The sequence below is a fragment of the Mesorhizobium sp. M0587 genome (assembly GCF_040320945.1).
In the GTDB taxonomy this organism is placed as follows: domain Bacteria; phylum Pseudomonadota; class Alphaproteobacteria; order Rhizobiales; family Rhizobiaceae; genus Mesorhizobium.
In genome coordinates this window covers 44,910-63,526 of record NZ_JAMYQP010000031.1, presented here as the reverse complement: position 1 = coordinate 63,526, position 18,617 = coordinate 44,910, and the positions used below count along the sequence as shown (strand labels likewise).

Below are 18,617 nucleotides of genomic sequence, written 5' to 3'. Positions count from 1 at the left end.
AAGATCACTGGAGGAAACCTGTCTCGGCTCTCGTTTGGACGCAAATTCCGGACGGAAAACCGGTTCACACTTTTCCTGGAATTGCTCTAGCAGCGGTTGTTTGGCTACGATGGGCGACGGGAACAGCGAAGGGGTAGCATGGACGACGTTTTCCTGGTCAGGTTTTGGGGTGTGCGCGGCAGCATTTCGGTATCGGGGCCAGAATTCTCTCGCTATGGCGGCAACACAAGCTGCATTGAGATGCGATGCGGTAAGCACACGCTTCTGTTCGACGCGGGCTCTGGCCTGCGGCCTGCCGGCGGGGCGCTTCGGACGTCGGGCGTGACCGATTTCGACCTGCTTTTCACCCATTGCCACTACGATCACATCATCGGGCTGCCGTTTTTTGCGCCGATCTATGACCGGAGCGTCAAGGTTACGCTTTGGTCCGGCCATCTTGCAGGACGCATGACGACCCGGCAGATGGTCGATGAGTTCATTCGGCCGCCGTGGTTTCCGGTAAAACTGGAGGTCTGCAAGGCAAGCCTCGACTGCCGTGATTTCGGGCCCGGAGACGTGCTTCGGCCGCGCGAAGGGGTGGTGGTCCGAACCGGCAGTCTTGTTCACCCAGGCGGCTGCATCGGCTACCGGGTCGAATGGGGCGGCCGCGTCGTTGCGGTGATCACAGACACTGAGCACGAGCCGGACAAACTCGATCAGGCGGTGCTCGGTCTGATCGAAGATGCTGACCTCGTCATTTACGATTGCACCTACACCGAGGCGGAAATGGAACGCCGCCGCGGCAACGGGCACTCGACATGGCAACAGGGCGTCAAGCTCTGTGAGGCAGCCGGTGCGCGGAGGCTTGCGCTGTTTCACCACGATCCGACACGCACCGATGAGGAACTGGACGAGATCGAGAAACTGGCCAAAGACAGGTTTGCCGGCGCTTTTGCCGCGCGGGATGGCCAGACGCTCGAATTTCCAGTCTCATTGCACAAAAAGCGCTGAATTATTTTCCTCTACCGCGCTGCGCCCGATCAATGTCCTGATTGGAAGCCATGGGCAGGGGTCGGTCTGTGCAGTGACTGTGAACAGCCGTTGGAGGAAAAGCCAGGCCGATTCATCATGTACGAGATGGTGTGTGAGCAGGCCGACCGGTTCGTCGTCGAATGCATGCTGCAAGTGCGCGATGATAGCCTGGATCAATAGGCCGTGATCGCGGCAGCCGCGCGTGCCATGCCAATCCATGATGTCGACATTGCTGTTGATGACCGCCAGTGAAGCCGGCTTCGGCGGCCCATACACCGACAATGCCGAAAATCCTATCGGTCCAAGGTCGGGTACTAGGGCGGCGTCGATCCTGTTCCAGGGGGGCACCAGCATCGGAACGGCGCGCGCGCCGTGCAGGCCGGTTACGTGCGACAGGCCGCCAGCCAGTTCATCGAGCACCGCCCCGCGAGGCCGATGCGGGCCGAGTTCCTGCTTTTTCTGACCCTCGGGGGCATGATTTCGGTGCACCCAGCCATGGATGGCGACCGTCGCATGCGGCGCCTCGTCAAGCCGGGCGACAAGCTTCTCATCAGTGAGGGCCGGAATGACAGCCAGAGTGACCGGAACCGCGAATTCACCGGTGAGGTCGAGCAGCCGATCAAGCGCAGGTGTCGGATCCACGGCATCATCGTCGCGCAGCCAGAACTCTGCCTTACGACCCGCCCGTTGCCGGCCCGCCAGTTCTTCCACCAAGGGCTGCCAGATCCGATCGGATGTCATGAAGCCGAGACCTTCGCAAGAAGTTCGGCCAGACGCGCCGCTGCAACGCCGAGGGAACGTTCTTCGAGGATGAAACGTCTGGCTTCTGCGGCCATGATGGTTCTTTCGTCGTTACGAGCCAGCAGCCTTTCGATTGCAGAAGCGAATGCGGCCACATCGCCCGGCGGGGTGAGAAACCCGGTTTGGCCATCTCGCACGACTTCCGGTACGCCGGCAATGTCCTGAGCCACCACCGGTAGCCCGGCGGCTTGTGCTTCGAGATAAGCGACGCCATAGGCCTCGCCGAAACCCGGCCAGACGTAAATTCCCCCACCACAGAGGACATCCGGCACGGCGGCTGGCTCAATCGCGCCAAGCCATTCGATACGGTCGGCGGGCAAGCCGGCGAATTGCGCCTTGACCTCGTCACGGGCGGGCCCGTCGCCGACGACCGACATGGTCCAGGGCAGGTGGCCGATCACACCGAGCGCTTGGGCCAGCATGCGATAGCTTTCGACTTTGTCGCCCGGGCGCATCATGGCAACGGTAACCAGGCGCGTCGGACAAACTCGTGCCGGCATTTCCCGGAATACCGATGTGTCAATGAAAGGCGAAAGCATGCCGAGAGCGGCCTCGGATGTCGCATCTTCCAGTCCCTGACGATCCCTTTGCGTGAAGCAGATGTTCAGCGCCGCCTGTTCGACGGCTCGCACCACCAACGCTTGCGTATCGGCCCACAAACCGGCATTGCGCCGCCTCGAATAGGAAGCTTCCGCTGTCACATATGGGACAGCAAAGGTCGACGCCAGCTCGGGCCCGATCAGGTCGGGCGCTTTGTAATAGGGATGATAGCAGAACCATAGATCGGGCTTGCCGGCACGATCCCAAAGCCTGGTCAGCCGCGCGGCTTCCTCTCGAGCCTCCATCTTGAGCGCATCGAAACTCTTCCGGTCCGGTTCACGTAGATACAAGCGCAATTCGGATGCCAGTTCGACCCTGTGTCCTCCATGCTCCAACGCCTTGACTAGCGTGCGTGCCATCTGGCGGTCGCCGGAGGCAACGGAATGATTGGGTGACTTCAGCGGCGCGTAGAAGGCAATTCGCATCGCGCGACCCTATCATCGGAAAGTATGCGCAAGTCAATTTTGAAGCATGATCGACTTCACCTTCAAGCAGTGGAATGTGCTATCTGATGCTCATGGAAACAGCTGCCGCGTCCGATCCGTTTGTCGCTTCTCTGCCGGTCTTCGCAGAGTTCGAAAGCGTTGCCGATATTGACAACTATCGGCCTCTCCCCGATGGCTGGGCGCTGGCCACCGCCGACATTGTCGGCTCGACCAAGGCGATCGAGACTGGACGCTATAAAACAGTCAATATGGCCGGCGCCAGTGTCATTTCGGCCCTGCTCAATGCGCTGGGTCGGCGAGATCTTCCCTTTGTCTTCGGCGGCGACGGGGCGCTCGTCGCATTTCCCGGCTCGGCGGTGGAGACCACCCGCAACGCGCTGGCGGCTGTCCAGAGATGGGTGGCTGACGAACTGGACCTGACCCTGCGTGCCGCAATCGTGCCGATAAAGGATATTCGAGCGCAGGGCCTCGACGTTCGCGTGGCAAGGTTCCAAGCCTCCGATGCGGTCCTGTATGCCATGTTCGCCGGCGGTGGCGGCAGTTGGGCGGAAGCCGAGATGAAAGCGGGGCGCTACCGCATCGATCCTGCGCCGGCCGGCGCGCGGCCGGATCTGACCGGCCTCTCCTGCCGCTGGAACCCGATCGAAACCCGGCATGGCGAAATCGTCTCGATCATAGCCACACCGGGGGCGTCGCGCGACCTGCGCGGTTTTCAGTTTCTGGCATCCGACATCATCGCCCTTGCCGGCAGGCAGGAGCGCGATGGCCATCCGGTGCCGGTGAACGGCCCGGCCTACAGCTTGCTGCCCGCCGGCCTGGATATCGAGGCGCGGGCCACGGCGCCGGCAGGACGGCGGTGGCTGTCGAAGGTGTGGATAGTGTTCCTGATGACGCTTACGGCCGTCACCGATAGATATGGCTGGACGATCGGCAGTTTCGATCCGAAGATCTACAAACGCGAGGTGTCCAGCAATTCGGATTTCCGGAAATTCGACGACGGCTTGAAGATGACCATCGACGTTGACGCTGATGTGTTGCAACGGATCGAGAACCGGCTGAAACAGGCGGAAGAGGCGGGCATCTGCAACTATGGCCTGCACCGCCAGAAATCGGCCTTGATGACCTGCCTCGTCGCCTCGCCGCTGCAGCGCGATCACGTTCATTTCATAGATGGTGCCGCCGGCGGCTATGCGATGGCTGCCGCAAGCTTGAAGGCAAAGTTGCCGGTCTGATGACGGCTTGCGAGAATCCATTTTCCGCAATATGCCTCGGCCATGGTTCCTGGGACCATGGTAAGCCGCGCACGGGAGCGGCCAGCCTATCCGAACTAACGGGAAAGCAGATTTTTGGACGCTTCACGATCGGCACATGACCGTCTGCTGAACCGTATCTCGACGCATGCCGCGCAAGTCGGCGTGATCGGATTGGGCTATGTCGGGTTGCCGCTGGCAATGGCGGTCGCACGCGCCGGCTTCCCGGTTTTCGGCTTCGACATCGAAGCCCAGAAGGTCGAGAGCCTGAACAGCGGCCAATCCTACATTGAGGCGGTGACGTCGACAGCCCTTGCGGGCCACGTGGCGAGTGGACAATTCCGCGCCACCGCGGATTTTGCCGAACTGTCCGTCTGCGATGTCATCATCATCTGCGTTCCGACACCGCTGACGAAAAATCGTGAGCCGGACCTCTCCTTTGTCAGGAACACGACTGGCACCATCGCAAAGCATCTGCGTCTCGGCCACCTCGTCGTGCTGGAATCTACTACCTATCCCGGCACCACCGACGACGTGATCAAGCCCATACTGGAAGAAACCGGCTTACAGTCGAAGATAGACTTCTTCCTCGGCTTCTCGCCCGAACGCGAGGATCCCGGTAACCGCAACTTTGAAGTCGCGACGATCCCCAAGGTCGTGGCCGGTGACGGCATTGAAGCGGCGGCGCTCGTGCAGGCTTTCTACCAGGGCGTGGTCAAAACCGTCGTTCCGGTTTCCACCACGGCGACCGCCGAGGCAGTCAAGCTGACGGAAAACATCTTCCGTACGGTCAACATAGCCCTCGTCAACGAATTGAAGGTCGTGCTCGGCGCGATGGGGATCGACATCTGGGAGGTGATCGAGGCGGCCAAGAGCAAGCCCTTCGGCTACATGCCTTTCTATCCTGGCCCCGGATTGGGCGGGCACTGCGTTCCGATCGATCCCTTCTACCTGACGTGGAAGGCGCGCGAATACGAACTGCCGACCCGCTTCATCGAGCTGGCGGCAGAGATCAACACTGCCATGCCGCGTCATGTGGTCGATGAACTGGCGAAAGCGCTGGACCGGCGCTGCGGCAAGGCGCTCAGCCGCTCGCGCATTCTCATCATCGGGCTCGCCTACAAGAGGAATGTGCCCGACATACGCGAAAGCCCCTCATTGCGGCTCATTGAACTCATCGAGGAATGGGGCGGCAAGGCGGAATTCCACGATCCGCATGTTCCCGAGATCCCGACCACACGGGAGCATATGGCGATCAAGGGGCGCCGCTCGGTCGAATTGACCGAGGCGGCCTTGAAGGATTTCGATGCTGTCGTCGTTGCAACCGACCATGACGCGATCGACTATCAGACAATCGCTGATCACGCCCTTCTGATCGTCGACACACGCAATGTTTTTGGCCGTCTCGGGCTCCTCCGAGAGACGGTGGTGAAGGCCTGACGGCGTCCCAGCCGGCGAATTTTCTGCCCGATGTCAGGATCGTGATTGCACTCCGCCCGCAGCTTCGCCACATAACGCCACAAGACATGAATGCAGTTAAGCCTGTTCCTTGGTTGCAAGGACAGTCATTCGGGAAATTCTTTCGCCGCTCTGCCGCCGAAGCCGGCCTCGTTGACTTTGGGCTATCTTTGGGTCGCTGGCGGACTGTGTTATGGCGGATCGAAGGATAATGGCTCCGTCTTCGACGGGTTTCGAGGTGGTATGAGCACGGCGCGAGCAGAAATTTCCACAATTCTCATGGATAAGGTTGCCGATTGGCTGACTCAGTCGGCGCTGGCGGGCAACGACCTGGAAACCTTGGTAAAGGGGTTTTGCGAACGGCTGGCTGCTGCCGGCCTGCCGCTGAAGCGGGTGCATTTGAGCTTTTCGATGCTGCATCCGCTTTATGACGCGCTTGGCTTCACCTGGCTTCGCGGCCAAGGCATGGAAGTGGAAGGCTTCCGCAAAAAGGACGGCGTTCATTCTGACAGATTCCTGACCAGCCCATACTACCATCTGCTCAACAACAAGCTCGACCATCTGCGGCGTCGGCTCGACCCGTCGGTCCCGTCGGAATTTCCCGTTTTCGATGAGCTCAGGCTTATGGGCGTGACCGATTACCTGGCTTTCGTCCATCCTTTCAACGGCAATACCAGTCAGGGTATGATCGGGTCCTGGTCCACCGACAGTGCTTCAGGTTTCACCGACAGCATGATTTCGGCGCTGCTGCGTATCCAAAACCATCTCGCCATCGCAACCAAAATGGCGGTGCTCACCAAGCTGGCCGACAACATGATGACCACTTATCTCGGCGGCGACGCCGGCAGACGCGTGCTGGACGGCCAGATCAAGCGCGGCGAGGGCGACACAATCCGGGCCGCACTGGTCATGGCCGATATGCGCGGGTCGACAAAGCTTGCCGAAACTTCCGGCCGTGAAATCTACATCGATACGCTGAATCAGTTTTTCGATGCCATTGCTGCACCTTTCAATCGCAAAGGCGGGCAGATCATGAGTTTCATCGGGGATGGCTTCATTGCCGTCTACCCTTGCGAAAGGCATCGCTCGCAGTCCGAGATCGCCTGCCAGTCTGCTCTGGCGGCAGCGCACAAGGCCACTGCGCGCATGATGGATCTCAATCTGCGAAGGAAAGAAAAGGGATTGTCCGACATAAAATTTGGCATCGGCCTGCATGTCGGCAATGTGATGTTCGGCAATGTCGGGCTTACCGACCGGCTCACATTCTCTGTCTTCGGCTCGGCTGTAAACGAGGTCCAGCGCCTCCAGACGCTGACCAAGAAATATCCGCACCGCGTTCTCGCCAGCAAAGACTTCGCCAGCTATTGCGGCGCCAACAGCTGGCTGACGCTCGGCAACGAGGAACTGGCGGGGATCAAGCAGAAGCTGACGGTGCTTTCACCCGATCTGTCGGGCGCTCTCGCACTCGATGAAGACGGTGCGCTGGAGCCGATTTACGACCGCAGATCGGAGGCCGAGCAGGTCATGCTGCTTCATCGCGATGCCGCACGGCTGTCGGCGGGCGACGCGAGGAAGCTCCAGTAGCCCGGCCAATCTGATCCGAACGCCTTTGGTAGGCAGTCCGGTCGCCGGATTCGCCAGTGGCGACCGTTTCGAATCCAAGTTGCTCTAGGCTGGCAATGCGCTAGTCTCGCTTTCTGGGTCTGCCGCCCGGCAGGCCGGCAGGAGTGGGCTGGTATAAGAATGAATTCGGGCGTTGATCTACTGCGGGTCGAAGACGTTGGCATCTCTTTTGCCATTATCGGGGGACCGTTGCATGCCGTCAGGCGTGCAAATCTTCGCGTCCTTCCCGGCAAGGTTACCGCGCTTGTGGGCGAGTCCGGTTCCGGAAAATCGGTTCTTAGCCAGGCAGTGATGGGCATTTTGCCGAACACAGCCCATGTTCGTGGCCGTATCCTATTTTCCGATCCTGAAAAGCCCGGCACGACGCAGGATATCCTGCAGATGCCGCGTGACGGACCCGAAATCCGGGCGTTGAGAGGCAGCCGCATCGGCAAGATTTTTCAGGAGCCGATGATATCGCTGTCGCCGCTGCACACGATCGGCAACCAGGTCAGCGAATCCCTGCAAATTCATACGCCCATGGCTCGGGCAGAGCGCAAGGCGCGGACCGAGGAAATGCTCAGCCTGGTCGGCTTTCCCAATCCCAAGCGCGCCTATGACATGTATCCGTTTGAACTTTCGGGAGGATTGCGTCAGCGTGCCATGATCGCCATGGCGCTTATCTGCCGGCCCGCCCTGTTGATCGCGGACGAGCCGACGACGGCGTTGGACGTCACCATCCAGGCGCAAATCCTGCAATTGCTGCGCGGGCTTCAGAGCAAGCTGAACATGGCGATGCTGCTGATCACGCACGACCTCGGTGTGGTCGCCAATGTCGCCGACGAGGTGGTGGTCATCTACCATGGCGAGATCATGGAAGCGGGACCTGTCGAGGCGATATTCCGCCGGCCAGGTCACCCCTACCTGAGGGGCCTGATGGCAGCCGTTCCGCATTTCGACCTGAAGCCTGGTGAACGGCTAAAGGCGCTCCGCGAGGTGCCTGTGAATGTCGAGAATCTGCTCGGCAAACAGACGGCGCCAGCATCGAAGGGACCGGACGACATCCTGCTATCGGTCAGGGATCTGACAAAGACCTTCACCATCCGCAAGTCCGGATGGTTCGGCGGGAAACATCAAACCTCTGTTCGCGCCGTAGACGGCGTGAGCTTCGATATCAGGCGGGGTGAGTGCCTGGGCTTGGTCGGCGAAAGCGGCTCCGGCAAAACCACCGTCAGCAAGATCCTCATGCGGGCTGTCACCCCGAGCGGCGGCTCTGTGATCTTCAGCGGCCGCGATGGACCGATCGACGTATTGGGAGGCGACACAGACGCCCTGCGCCTGCTGCGCGCGAAAATCCAGATGGTCTTTCAGGATCCGGTTTCGTCGCTTTCACCTCGAATGACGGTGGAGAACATCTTGAGCGAGCCGTTGGAAATCCATCAACGGGGCAATGCCGCGTCCCGACTAGCCACGGTCAAGAGCCTTATGCAGGCAATCGGGCTCGATCCGCGCTTCATCAAGCGTTATCCGCACAGTTTCTCCGGCGGGCAGCGTCAGCGTATCGGCATCGCGCGCGCGTTGGCGCTGGGGCCTGAACTCCTGATCTGCGACGAGCCGGTTTCGGCGCTCGATGTCTCTGTCCAGGCGCAGATCCTGAACCTCTTGAAGGACCTGCAGAAGGAACTGGGCCTGACCTACCTTTTCATATCCCACAACCTAGCGGTGGTGGACTACATGGCAGACCGCATCGCGGTGATGTGCGGCGGGCGTATCGTCGAGCTTGCCCCGCGCGAAATTCTGCTTAGGAAACCGGTCCACCCCTACACGCGCTCACTGGTCGCCGCAGTCCCTTTTCCCGATCTCGACCGGCCGATGGATTTCAAGACGTTGAAGCTCAGCGGCGCTTCCGACACCAGCGCATGGGGACCGCAATTCCGCGACGAGGGTGACGAGGATAGGCTGTCGGCGCTCGATCTTGGCGGCGGCCACCTCGTGCTGGCCCGACGTTCGGCCGATGTCAGCGAGCTACGCCCTTGATCAGCCGGCGCACCGTCCTTGGGCTCATGACTTCGGCATTTCTGCCGGGCACGCTGCACGCAGGCGATCTGGAGCCGGAATTTCTTCAGCCGCAGCTGAAGGCTAGGGCGCTGCCGGCACTCGCCGACCGCCTTCCCAAGAGCCCGCGCGTTTTGAATCTCGCTGCGATGGGCCGGCAGCCCGGCCAGTATGGCGGCACGCTGCGCACGATCATCGGCAGCCAGAAAGATATCCGGATGATGACGATCTATGGGTATGCTCGCCTGGTCGGCTATGACGAAAAGCTTAACATGCAACCCGACATCCTCGAAAGTTTCGACGTAGCGCATGATCGAGTCTTCACTTTCAAGATACGGGAAGGACATAAATGGTCTGACGGCAGCCTGTTGACGCCGGAGGACTTTCGCTATTGCTGGGAAGATGTCTGGCTGAACGATGAGCTTTCGCAAGGCGGCCTTGCCCCGGGCCTGCTGGCGGATGGCAAGGCGCCACGCTTCGAGATCGTCGACCCGTTGACGGTCCGCTACAGTTGGGAGGCGCCAAATCCCGACTTCCTGCCCAAGCTCGCTGCTGCCTCGCCGCTATCGCTTGTTCTGCCGGCCGCCTATCTCAAGCAGTTCCACAAGAAATACCAAGATGCATTCCGGCTCGCCGGCCTGATGACGGAGAACCGGGTCCAGAAATGGACGCTCCTGCATATCCGCATGTCGCGGCAGTATCGCCCGGAGAACCCGGAGCTGCCGACGCTCGATCCCTGGCAGAACCGGACCAAGCCGCCGGCTGAGCAGTTCATCTTCGAGCGAAACCCGTTCTTCCATAGAATAGACGAGAATGGCCGGCAACTGCCCTATGTTGACCGAATTGTCATGAATGTCAGCTCGTCGGCGATCATTTCCGCCAAGACCGGTGCGGGTGAGAGCGACCTGCAAACCATGGGAATTGACTTCGCCGATTACTCTTTCCTAAAGGATGCGGAGAAGCGTTACCCGGTGAAGATGCATCTTTGGAAACGCACACAGGGTTCGCGGCTGGCGCTGCTGCCCAATCTGAATTGTGCCGACCAGGTGTGGCGTAGCCTTTTTCGTGACGTGCGCGTGCGCCGCGCGCTTTCCCTCGCTGTGGACAGGCGCGAGATCAATTTGGCCGTGTTCTACGGATTGGCGCAGGAAAGTGCCGATACGGTCCTGCCGGAGAGCCCGCTCTACCGGCCGGAATTCGCGAAGGCCTGGGTCGCCCATGATCCCGGCCAGGCCAACGCCCTGCTCGACGAGGTCGGGCTTCAAACGCGCGACGATGATGGCCTGCGGGTTCTTCCCGATGGACGCCCGGCGCAGATCATCGTGGAAACGGCCGGCGAAAGCACGCTGGAAACCGACGCGCTCGAACTCATCACGGATCACTGGCGCCAGATCGGCATCGCCCTGTTCGTCCGGACTTCGCAGCGCGACATCTTCCGCAGCCGCGCGCTTGGCGGCCAGATCATAATGTCGATGTGGTCGGGCATCGACAATGGCGTGCCGACCCCCGACATGAATCCGTACCAGTTGGCCCCCACCATCGACGATCAGCTGCAATGGCCGCTCTGGGGTGCCCACTACCTGTCTCGTGGCACGCTCGGTGAGGCGCCCGATCTTCCGCCTGTGGTCGAGTTGATGGCTTTGCTCAAGCGCTGGAACGCGTCGACCGATGCCACGTCGCGCGCCGAGATCTGGAATTCAATGCTGTCGATCTACACCGATCAGGTGTTTTCGATCGGCACGGTGAACGGAACGCATCAGCCGGTTCTGGCGTCCTCACGGCTGCGCAATCTGCCTGACAAGGCGCTCTACGGCTATGACCCGACCGCCTATTTCGGTGTCTACATGCCGGATACATTCTGGCTTGGAGAGTCCTGAGCGTGTTTCGATATATTGTCTGGCGCATCGCTGTGATGGTTCCAACGCTGCTGATCATATCGGCGCTGGTGTTCACGATCATCGAACTTCCCCCAGGCGATTATTTCGACAGCTATGTTTCCGAGCTTCGGGCTCAGGGCGAAGCGGTGGATTCCGATCGCATCCAAATGATGCGGAAGGAATATGGTTTCGACCAGCCGCCGGTCATTCGCTACTTCTACTGGGTCGGCGGGATGCTGCGCGGTGATTTCGGCTATTCCTTCGAGTATGAGCTGCCGGTTCGCGACGTCGTCGGCGACCGAATGTGGCTGACCGTGCTGGTTTCCTTCGTCACGATCATCTTCACCTGGCTCATCGCCTTTCCGATCGGCATGTACTCCGCCACGCGTCAATACAGTTGGGGCGACTACGGCCTTACTCTCTTCGGCCTTCTCGGCCTTGCCATTCCGAATTTCATGCTGGCGCTGATCCTGATGTATTTCGCCAATATCTGGTTCGGCACCTCCATCGGCCATCTCATGGACCCGCAATATCTCAGTGAGCCGATGAGCTTGGCCAAGGCGAAGTCGATCCTCGCCCATCTCTGGATCCCGGTCTTGATCATCGGCACCGGCGGCACGGCAAGCATGATCCGGCGGCTGCGCGCCAATCTGCTCGATGAGCTTCATAAGCAATATGTCGTGACCGCGCGCGCCAAAGGCCTTCATCCCTTCAGGGCGCTCGTCAAATATCCGCTGCGCATGGCGCTCAATTTCTTCATTTCCGACATCGGCTCTATCCTGCCGGCCATCATCTCCGGCGCCGAAATCACCGCGATAGTGCTGTCTTTGGAAACCACCGGGCCGATGCTGATCAGAGCGCTGCAAAGCCAGGATATGTATCTGGCAGGGTCGTTCCTGATGTTCCTCGCCTTCCTGACGGTCATCGGTGTCCTGATTTCCGACTTGGCGCTGGCGCTCCTTGATCCGCGAATTCGTTTGCAAGGCGGCAGCACCAAATGAACACGCAATCGCCGCTGCCCGCTCCGGGTGCCCCACTGCAACACTACGTTTCCATCGCGCCCTTTGACCTGCAATCGGTAGAGGCGATGACGGCGGAGCAGTCGAAGGTCTTTCAGGCGTCGCAGTTGCGCCTGATGTGGTGGAAATTCCGACGGCACCGGCTTGCCCTTGTGTCCGGCATATTCCTGGCAGCGCTCTATTTCGGGATACTGATCTGCGAGTTTCTGGCGCCCTACAATCTGCACACGCGCAACATGGACTACATCTATTCGCCGCCGCAGCGGGTGCACCTGTTCCATAACGGCAAGCTTGTCGGGCCGTTCGTCTATGGTCGCCAGATGACGCTGGATATGGACTCACTCAAACGGAACTACATCGACAAACAGGATGATGTTCAGCGGATTCGTTTCTTCTGCAAGGGCGACAGTTACCAGTTTTGGGGCCTCGTCGAAGGTGACAGGCATTTTGTCTGTCCTGCCGAAAACGGCCAGCTCTTCCTGGCCGGCACCGACAGGCTGGGGCGCGATGTGCTCTCGCGCATCATCTATGGCGCACGCATTTCACTGACCATCGGCCTTGTCGGCATCAGTTTCAGCTTCCTGCTCGGCATTGTCATAGGTGGAATGGCTGGCTATCACGGCGGTATCTTCGACCTGATCGTTCAACGGATAATCGAAGTTCTGCAATCGATCCCCAGCATTCCGCTATGGCTGGCTCTGGCGGCGATCATGCCGATAACCTGGAGTCCAATCCTGATCTATTTCGGCATCACCGTCATCCTCGGGCTGATCCACTGGACCGGGCTGGCGCGGGCCGTGCGGTCAAAGCTTCTAGCCTTGCGCGAGGAGGATTACGTTCTGGCCGCGCAATTGATGGGCGCCAGCAGCAGCCGCATTATCCGGCGGCACCTCATTCCCGGCTTCATGTCGCATCTGATCGCGACGGCGACGATCTCCATACCCGGCATGATCCTGGGCGAGACGGCGCTGAGCTTCCTTGGGCTTGGCCTGAGGCCGCCGACAACCAGCTGGGGCATCCTGCTCACCGAGGCGCGCAGCGTCAGCGTCATCGCGTTCTATCCATGGCTGCTTTTGCCGATGCTCCCTGTCATTCTCGTCATCTTGGCGTTCAACTTCCTCGGCGACGGGTTGCGGGATGCCGCAGACCCATACAAATGACATCGCCATTCCGCAGCGCTCCCGGCCGCCAAGTCCACCCGGTAGCATCCTCGTCGGCAGCCTGTTCGGTTGTTGCAGTGTTCATCGTTGGCCTCTATATGCGACGAGGCTCGATCGGGGTTCAATCGCAGGCATTGCCGATCTCTTGAGCAGGTTCAGGACACACAAACGCATATGAGTCGCCTCGAGAGTTTCATCCGCAGGCTGACCGCACAGCGCGACATTCTCGATCAAATCTGCGCGGAGGTAGCGAAGATCGAGGGCCCCGTGCTCGAGCTCGGCCTCGGCAATGGCCGGACGTTCCACCATCTGCGCGAGCGCCTGCCCGGACGCCGAATCGTAGCGTTCGACCGCACGCTGGCCGCCCACTCCAGCTCAATTCCCGAAGCTGAAAACCTCGTGCTCGGCGAAATACGCGAGACGGCGAGCAGGTTCATTGGCATCGAGGCCGCTCTTGTTCATGCCGACATCGGAACCGGCTATGAAGATCGCGATGCAGTGACCTCTACCTGGCTTCCCGATCTGACCGCGCGCCTGCTTCGCGTCGGTGGCATCGCGGTCAGCGGCACGCCGCTCGATCACCCGCAGTTGCAGCGCCTCGCGCCGCCGCCTTCGGTGCCCGTCGATCGGTATTTTGTCTGCCGGCGCGTGTGAGGGGCCAAGACGACCCAACCCTTCGGGACCAGATCTTCGGGGGCCAAGTCTTCAGGGGATCGTATATACTGCTATTTCCCGCTCGATGCCGCGCAGCGAAACCTCGTGGGGCACGGGCGTCAGCGCGTTCCGGTGCAACAGATCGGCGGTGAGATTGTCGTCGACTACCGCACGCGTGGCGAAGATTGCCTGTGCGTTGGCAAGGTTCTGGACCCGCGAAGCAATGTTGACCGTCTGACCGAAATAGTCCTGTCGCTCGTTCATGGACACGGCGATGCAGGGGCCGGCATGGATGCCGATCTTGAGCAGCAGGTCCTCGCGCCCGCTCTTGTCGTTGAGCTCACGCATGGCATCGCGCATCCTGAGGGCCGCAGCAATCGCACGATCAGGCGTCGCGAAGGTCGCCATCACCGCATCACCGATCGTCTTCACCACCGCGCCTGCCTCCGCCGCGACGATCTCGTGCAGAACCTGGAAATGCAAGCGCACGAGATCGAAGGCGGAAAGGTCGCCCACCCGCTCGTAAAGCTCGGTCGATCCGCGCAGGTCGGTGAACAGGAAGGTCAGGCTGGTGATCTTCAGGCGCTGGTTAATGTCGAGCGTATCCGTGCGATAGAGATCGCGAAACGTCTGGTTGGTGAGCAGCCGCTTGGCGGTCAGGAAGGGCCGGCTTTTACCCAGGAAACCATGCAACGCTTCGCCGGCGATGAAGACCGTCGGCAGCACGCGGGTGTCGGTCCTGTTTTCCAGCGAAATGCGCACCGGGCCGGGTTGCATCTCCAGAGTCTGGTTCTGGACATGGTCGCGGTCGAAGACCAAAGAGAGGCTTCGGCGCTCCTTTGTTGGTTCGCCCTTCACGTCGATGAACTGCGCTGAATGGGTGACCGGCTCGAAGACGATGATGAATTCGGACGGAAGCTGTATGGGCAGAACCGCCTTTTCACCCGGCGCAAGCTCGATATCCTCCAGCGAGAACGCTTCCATCTGTTTCGCGAAATCCTGTTCCGGCAGATCGACGCCGGACCCCCAGTAGATCTGGCGGAAATATTCCGCCACCGGCAGCTCGTGCGGATTGTGGGCGGCAATCCTGCGCATGCGGGGACTGACGGTGAATGTCACCTCGACCATCTCATCGAGGGTCGGCGCATAGCCCTCGGAGCACAGCGCGCAGGTGTATTCGTCCTTCTGCAAGGTTTTCAGCGTGGCGTTGGTGTCGAGCACGCCGCCACAGCCGGGGCACAGAACATTCCAGGAAATGTCGAAGATGCCCACCCGCGCCGCATGCAGAAAGGCGCTTATTGCGCGCTCCTCGTCCAGGCCATGCTTGCTGGCGAAGGCTGGGGCATTGATGCGGCAAAGTTCGCGGTCGTCGCCCTCCGCGATGGTTCGCTTGATCGCGTCGATCGCCTGTGGATCGACATCGGTCGATTGTCGCAGAAGCGAGAACAGATCCTGAGCTTCGTTCATCGTGCAGGCTCCGGAAGTTGCACCCCGAGGCGTGTTGACCGGACCGGTCTTTGGTCCGAGCGCTCCATCTTACTTCGAAACCGACGGTACGGCCATCGAATGGATAAGCCTAGGGACAATTCAATTTCCATTCGGCGGATTTTCATCGGCGGCAAGCGGCACTATGATGGCCCATGGGGCATTCATGTTTGGGGCTCTCTCCCATGCCGACATCCAACAACCCGCCATTTCCCGCGGCCCTGCGCCTTTTCTCTGTGGTGGTTATCGTCGTCCTGATCGTAGGCGCCGGCCTGTTTTTCGCGCCTGTGTTTGTCCAGCCGCGCTGGCCTTGGGCCGTCACGCCGTTCAATGCCCGCTTTCTTGGCGGCTTCTACACCGCCGAAATGATCGTGATGGCGGCGCTGCTGTTCTGGAATCGCTGGTCGCCCGGCAGGCTCGTGCTCGTCATGGCCTTTATCTTCACCGTCATCGTGTCGATGGCTTCGTTCATCAATCTCGGCTATTTCAACTTCGAGCGCAAAGCGCCCTGGCTCTGGTTTTTTGTCTATCTTGCCGCGGCCGCGGTATCCGGGCTGTTCCTGTGGCGGGCCAGGGCCCGTCCTTCTGCAAAAGGCGTGACCTTAAGCCCCGCATGGCGCGGCTACGTGCCGATGGAATCGGCGCTCCTTGGGCTCTATGGCCTCGGCCTATTGCTGTTTCCCCTGACATTCAGCAGCATCTGGCCATGGCCGGTCGATGCCTTCCACGCTCAGGTCTACAGCGCCATCTTCCTGGCTGGTGCGGGCGGCATATGCCTCGTCTGGAGGAGTGCGCCGCGCGAGGAACTGCTGGTCCTCGGCTTGGCGCAGTTTCTGGTTGGCCTGCTTGCCGTCGTTGGCCTCGCCATCACCGACGCTGCGGTGCACCGGATCGACTGGACGGCGACCGGGACATTGTTCTGGCTCGCCCTTTTTGGCTGGATCGGGATCAGCGGCGTCTTCAAAGTCTACGTCGCCTCCCGGTATTTTGGCCCGCAATCGGCATCATAGGCTGCAGAGACGGCTAGATTTTCAAGTGACGTCCGGTGCATCGTGGCGGACCGATTGCCTTCGCCGGGAACGCCATGACCAGCACGATCTTGCCATCCTCCGACAAAATCCAGCCGCAGCTCCGATCCGTCCGGCCAAGCGATGCGGAGGCGCTTTGCGCTATCTTCAACATGCCGGGCTTCCGCTCGGGCACGTTCAGGATGCCCTTCGAGATGGTGGAGCAGGTGGAGCGACGCATCGCCAAGTCCGGCAAGGAAACCACTTGGATCGTTGCGGAGTTGGACGGCAAGGTCGTCGGCCATGGCAGCTTGGTTGTGCAGGGTTCGCCGCGCCGTTCGCATATCGGCGAGATCAATATCGGCCTTGACGATGCCTTTGTCGGGAAGGGCATCGGCTCTGCCATACTTGGCGCGTTGCTTGACGTGGCCGACAACTGGCGGGCCCTGAAGCGGGTCGAATTGACCGTCTATGCCGACAACGAACCGGCCCTCCGTCTCTACACAAGCCACGGCTTCGAGGTCGAAGGTCGGCATGTGAAGGCCGGTTTTACTGACGGGCAGTACCACGACCTCCTGAGCATGGCCCGGCTGCGGTTCTAAGATCCGCTGTTTAGCCAAGCTGACAATTCCTGCCGAGTCGGCGAACAGGTGACTGCTCATGGAGAACTGCACAGCATACGGTCAGTTTCGTCTCACACCATGTGATCGGGTTGCCATCTGGCCGACCGAATCCAAGTTTGGTCTCCCTTGGCGTTTGCACCGCAAGCGGCTAGACGGGATCAATGACCGCCGTCTTTGATCCAACCCCCACGCCTCCGGCGGAACTCCTGGCTGTGCTGTCGCTGCTCTGCCCGGAAGTCGTGCGTGACATCGAGCAGAACTGGAACGCGCCGGTTTCCGATTACGCCCGCCATCTGTGGCGGCCGGTGGCAAGGCCTGCATCGGGGCCGGCGATCGCTGCCCGCTCGATCCTACGCGAGGTCCTGCATCAGCGCCTCGGTGGGATTATGCAGCCTGAGGAGATCGGCAAGGCTCTCGAAGAGTTCGAGCACGCACCGGTGATTCAGTCCGGCCTGCACTGCCTGCTTCTGATGGACAGGATCACCTTCGATGCCCTCCTGCTTGCCTGGCTCGGCGCGGTCGAAAACGGGCTGTCGGCCTTTTTCGGCTTCATGGGAACGACGATGACCATGGAGACAATTGGCCGGGAGGGGCCGGGATGGCTCGATGTCGGCAACGACAAGGTCAACCTGTTTGGCATGGGGCGGCACAAACTGTGCCGCAAAAGCGCCTGCGTGGCCGGTCCCGTCTCCCTCAACAAGCACGCGCTCGCAGCGGTGGGCGATGAAACGGATGCCAGCCGCTGGCTGGGGACATTGCTTGCCAGCCAGGATAAGGTGTTTGGAACAGCCGCCGATGCGCTGACAGCCCTCAATGAGGATCTGGTCGCCGATTGGGATCGGTCCGGCATGGCCCTGCCGGTTTTCATCGATGACCGGCTCGCCGCTTCTGCCATGGCGAGGCATCTAGAACATGACGGCAGCCTTCTTTCCAGACTGCTCATTGAGCCCGCAAGGCGCCAGCGTCTCGACCGTGCCTTGCAAGAGGCCGCATCGAGCCCATTTGGCAGATTCCTGCCCAACGCCACGGCCTATTTCTGGGGCATCCGCGAGGAGCGCGTGCGCAAGCTCGTCCTCGAGAACGGGCGTCTGATCGAGCCTGACAGGCCGCATGGTCTTTCCATCCCGTTCGAGCGGCCGCATCTCAAGCAGGCGCTGCTGGATGGCGCGCTGCTGCCCAACTTGTTCCTGACGTTCCTTGTCCTTGCCATATTGCCGCGGGTGCGGGTTGTGGGCGGCCTGAGACAGATTGGCTATGTAGCGCTTTTCCACTCAATTCTGCTGGCTGCGCTGGACGAAGACGCACCGGACGAGCGCGATCTGGCTGCGGAGCTGCAGGTTCGGGAAAATGCCTGGGGCACGCGGGTCATCGATGAAAAGATCTCGGTTCGCAAGCAGCTTGCCGGCCTGCCCGAAGGGGCGCTCTTCCCGGACCTGCTCCGGCAATATCGATCGCGCACATTTGCCGAAACGACCGACGACCTGAGATTGGTTCGCGAAAATGCCCGATGGCGCAAGATCGGCCAGGCGGAGATCAAGGCGTCTTGAGCCTCGCTTCAGACCTTGTTTC

Annotated in this window: 15 protein-coding genes; 12 read left to right on the top strand and 3 right to left on the bottom strand. The window is 60.6% G+C overall.

Going from position 1 to position 18,617, the window contains the following annotated elements; translation table 11 throughout:
- The first annotated feature begins 138 nt into the window (after window positions 1-138).
- Entirely contained in the window at window positions 139-990 is an 852-nt protein-coding gene (locus NKI49_RS24255) for an MBL fold metallo-hydrolase (RefSeq protein ID WP_352604503.1), read from the top strand.
- On the opposite strand, the gene NKI49_RS24250 is transcribed toward NKI49_RS24255, so the two are convergent.
- Together NKI49_RS24250 and NKI49_RS24245 are read right to left on the bottom strand one after the other, a co-directional pair.
- Window positions 970-1,752 (bottom strand): polysaccharide deacetylase family protein, encoded by a 783-nt coding sequence (locus NKI49_RS24250; protein WP_352604505.1) that lies wholly within the window; start codon window positions 1,750-1,752, stop codon window positions 970-972. The genes NKI49_RS24255 and NKI49_RS24250 overlap by 21 nt on opposite strands.
- On the bottom strand, window positions 1,749-2,837 hold the full coding sequence (locus tag NKI49_RS24245) for a glycosyltransferase family 4 protein (protein WP_352604507.1): 1,089 nt from the start codon (window positions 2,835-2,837) through the stop codon (window positions 1,749-1,751). The genes NKI49_RS24250 and NKI49_RS24245 overlap by 4 nt, the downstream gene beginning before the upstream one ends.
- A 92-nt stretch (window positions 2,838-2,929) precedes the next feature.
- Here NKI49_RS24245 and NKI49_RS24240 point away from each other — a divergent pair, with 92 nt between their 5' ends.
- The 8 genes from NKI49_RS24240 to NKI49_RS24205 all read left to right on the top strand — a co-directional run bounded on the left by NKI49_RS24240 (window position 2,930) and on the right by NKI49_RS24205 (window position 13,933).
- A complete protein-coding gene (locus NKI49_RS24240) occupies window positions 2,930-4,090 on the top strand; it encodes a DUF3095 domain-containing protein (protein ID WP_352604591.1) in 1,161 nt (386 codons plus the stop codon).
- A gap of 114 nt (window positions 4,091-4,204) precedes the next feature.
- Window positions 4,205-5,548: a nucleotide sugar dehydrogenase gene (locus NKI49_RS24235; RefSeq protein WP_352604509.1), complete on the top strand. Its 1,344-nt coding sequence runs from the start codon at window positions 4,205-4,207 to the stop codon at window positions 5,546-5,548.
- Window positions 5,549-5,809: 261 nt separating this feature from the next.
- Window positions 5,810-7,150, top strand: a complete 1,341-nt coding sequence (locus NKI49_RS24230; RefSeq protein ID WP_352604511.1) for an adenylate/guanylate cyclase domain-containing protein — start codon at window positions 5,810-5,812, stop codon at window positions 7,148-7,150.
- A gap of 159 nt (window positions 7,151-7,309) precedes the next feature.
- Window positions 7,310-9,205, top strand: coding sequence for an ABC transporter ATP-binding protein (locus NKI49_RS24225; RefSeq protein ID WP_352604513.1), 1,896 nt, complete (start codon window positions 7,310-7,312; stop codon window positions 9,203-9,205).
- On the top strand, window positions 9,202-11,100 hold the full coding sequence (locus tag NKI49_RS24220) for an ABC transporter substrate-binding protein (RefSeq protein WP_352604515.1): 1,899 nt from the start codon (window positions 9,202-9,204) through the stop codon (window positions 11,098-11,100). Before NKI49_RS24225 ends, NKI49_RS24220 begins: the two co-directional genes overlap by 4 nt.
- 2 nt (window positions 11,101-11,102) lie before the next feature.
- On the top strand, window positions 11,103-12,101 hold the full coding sequence (locus tag NKI49_RS24215) for an ABC transporter permease (RefSeq protein WP_352604516.1): 999 nt from the start codon (window positions 11,103-11,105) through the stop codon (window positions 12,099-12,101).
- Window positions 12,098-13,279: an ABC transporter permease gene (locus NKI49_RS24210; RefSeq protein ID WP_352604518.1), complete on the top strand. Its 1,182-nt coding sequence runs from the start codon at window positions 12,098-12,100 to the stop codon at window positions 13,277-13,279. Before NKI49_RS24215 ends, NKI49_RS24210 begins: the two co-directional genes overlap by 4 nt.
- Window positions 13,280-13,453: 174 nt before the next feature.
- Window positions 13,454-13,933, top strand: coding sequence for a class I SAM-dependent methyltransferase (locus NKI49_RS24205; protein ID WP_352604520.1), 480 nt, complete (start codon window positions 13,454-13,456; stop codon window positions 13,931-13,933).
- A 51-nt stretch (window positions 13,934-13,984) separates the two neighbouring features.
- On the opposite strand, the gene NKI49_RS24200 is transcribed toward NKI49_RS24205, so the two are convergent.
- Entirely contained in the window at window positions 13,985-15,400 is a 1,416-nt protein-coding gene (locus tag NKI49_RS24200; protein WP_352604522.1) for an adenylate/guanylate cyclase domain-containing protein, read from the bottom strand.
- Between the two features lie 203 nt (window positions 15,401-15,603).
- On the opposite strand from NKI49_RS24200, the gene NKI49_RS24195 reads away from it, so the two are divergent.
- The 3 genes from NKI49_RS24195 to NKI49_RS24185 all read left to right on the top strand — a co-directional run bounded on the left by NKI49_RS24195 (window position 15,604) and on the right by NKI49_RS24185 (window position 18,595).
- The gene (locus tag NKI49_RS24195; RefSeq protein ID WP_352604524.1) at window positions 15,604-16,428 is read left to right on the top strand and encodes a hypothetical protein; all 825 of its coding nucleotides are present in this window, start codon (window positions 15,604-15,606) and stop codon (window positions 16,426-16,428) included.
- A 74-nt stretch (window positions 16,429-16,502) separates the two neighbouring features.
- On the top strand, window positions 16,503-17,027 hold the full coding sequence (locus NKI49_RS24190; RefSeq protein WP_352604526.1) for a GNAT family N-acetyltransferase: 525 nt from the start codon (window positions 16,503-16,505) through the stop codon (window positions 17,025-17,027).
- 182 nt (window positions 17,028-17,209) lie between these two features.
- Window positions 17,210-18,595: a hypothetical protein gene (locus NKI49_RS24185; protein ID WP_352604528.1), complete on the top strand. Its 1,386-nt coding sequence runs from the start codon at window positions 17,210-17,212 to the stop codon at window positions 18,593-18,595.
- The last annotated feature ends 22 nt before the right edge of the window (window positions 18,596-18,617 follow it).

Coding starts and splice junctions, on each gene's coding strand:
- NKI49_RS24255 (WP_352604503.1), top strand. CDS start 139: ATGGACGACGTTTTCCTGGTCAGGTTTTGGGGTGTGCGCGGCAGCATT.
- NKI49_RS24250 (WP_352604505.1), bottom strand. CDS start 1,752: ATGACATCCGATCGGATCTGGCAGCCCTTGGTGGAAGAACTGGCGGGC.
- NKI49_RS24245 (WP_352604507.1), bottom strand. CDS start 2,837: ATGCGAATTGCCTTCTACGCGCCGCTGAAGTCACCCAATCATTCCGTT.
- NKI49_RS24240 (WP_352604591.1), top strand. CDS start 2,930: ATGGAAACAGCTGCCGCGTCCGATCCGTTTGTCGCTTCTCTGCCGGTC.
- NKI49_RS24230 (WP_352604511.1), top strand. CDS start 5,810: ATGAGCACGGCGCGAGCAGAAATTTCCACAATTCTCATGGATAAGGTT.
- NKI49_RS24225 (WP_352604513.1), top strand. CDS start 7,310: ATGAATTCGGGCGTTGATCTACTGCGGGTCGAAGACGTTGGCATCTCT.
- NKI49_RS24210 (WP_352604518.1), top strand. CDS start 12,098: ATGAACACGCAATCGCCGCTGCCCGCTCCGGGTGCCCCACTGCAACAC.
- NKI49_RS24205 (WP_352604520.1), top strand. CDS start 13,454: ATGAGTCGCCTCGAGAGTTTCATCCGCAGGCTGACCGCACAGCGCGAC.
- NKI49_RS24200 (WP_352604522.1), bottom strand. CDS start 15,400: ATGAACGAAGCTCAGGATCTGTTCTCGCTTCTGCGACAATCGACCGAT.
- NKI49_RS24195 (WP_352604524.1), top strand. CDS start 15,604: ATGCCGACATCCAACAACCCGCCATTTCCCGCGGCCCTGCGCCTTTTC.
- NKI49_RS24190 (WP_352604526.1), top strand. CDS start 16,503: ATGACCAGCACGATCTTGCCATCCTCCGACAAAATCCAGCCGCAGCTC.
- NKI49_RS24185 (WP_352604528.1), top strand. CDS start 17,210: ATGACCGCCGTCTTTGATCCAACCCCCACGCCTCCGGCGGAACTCCTG.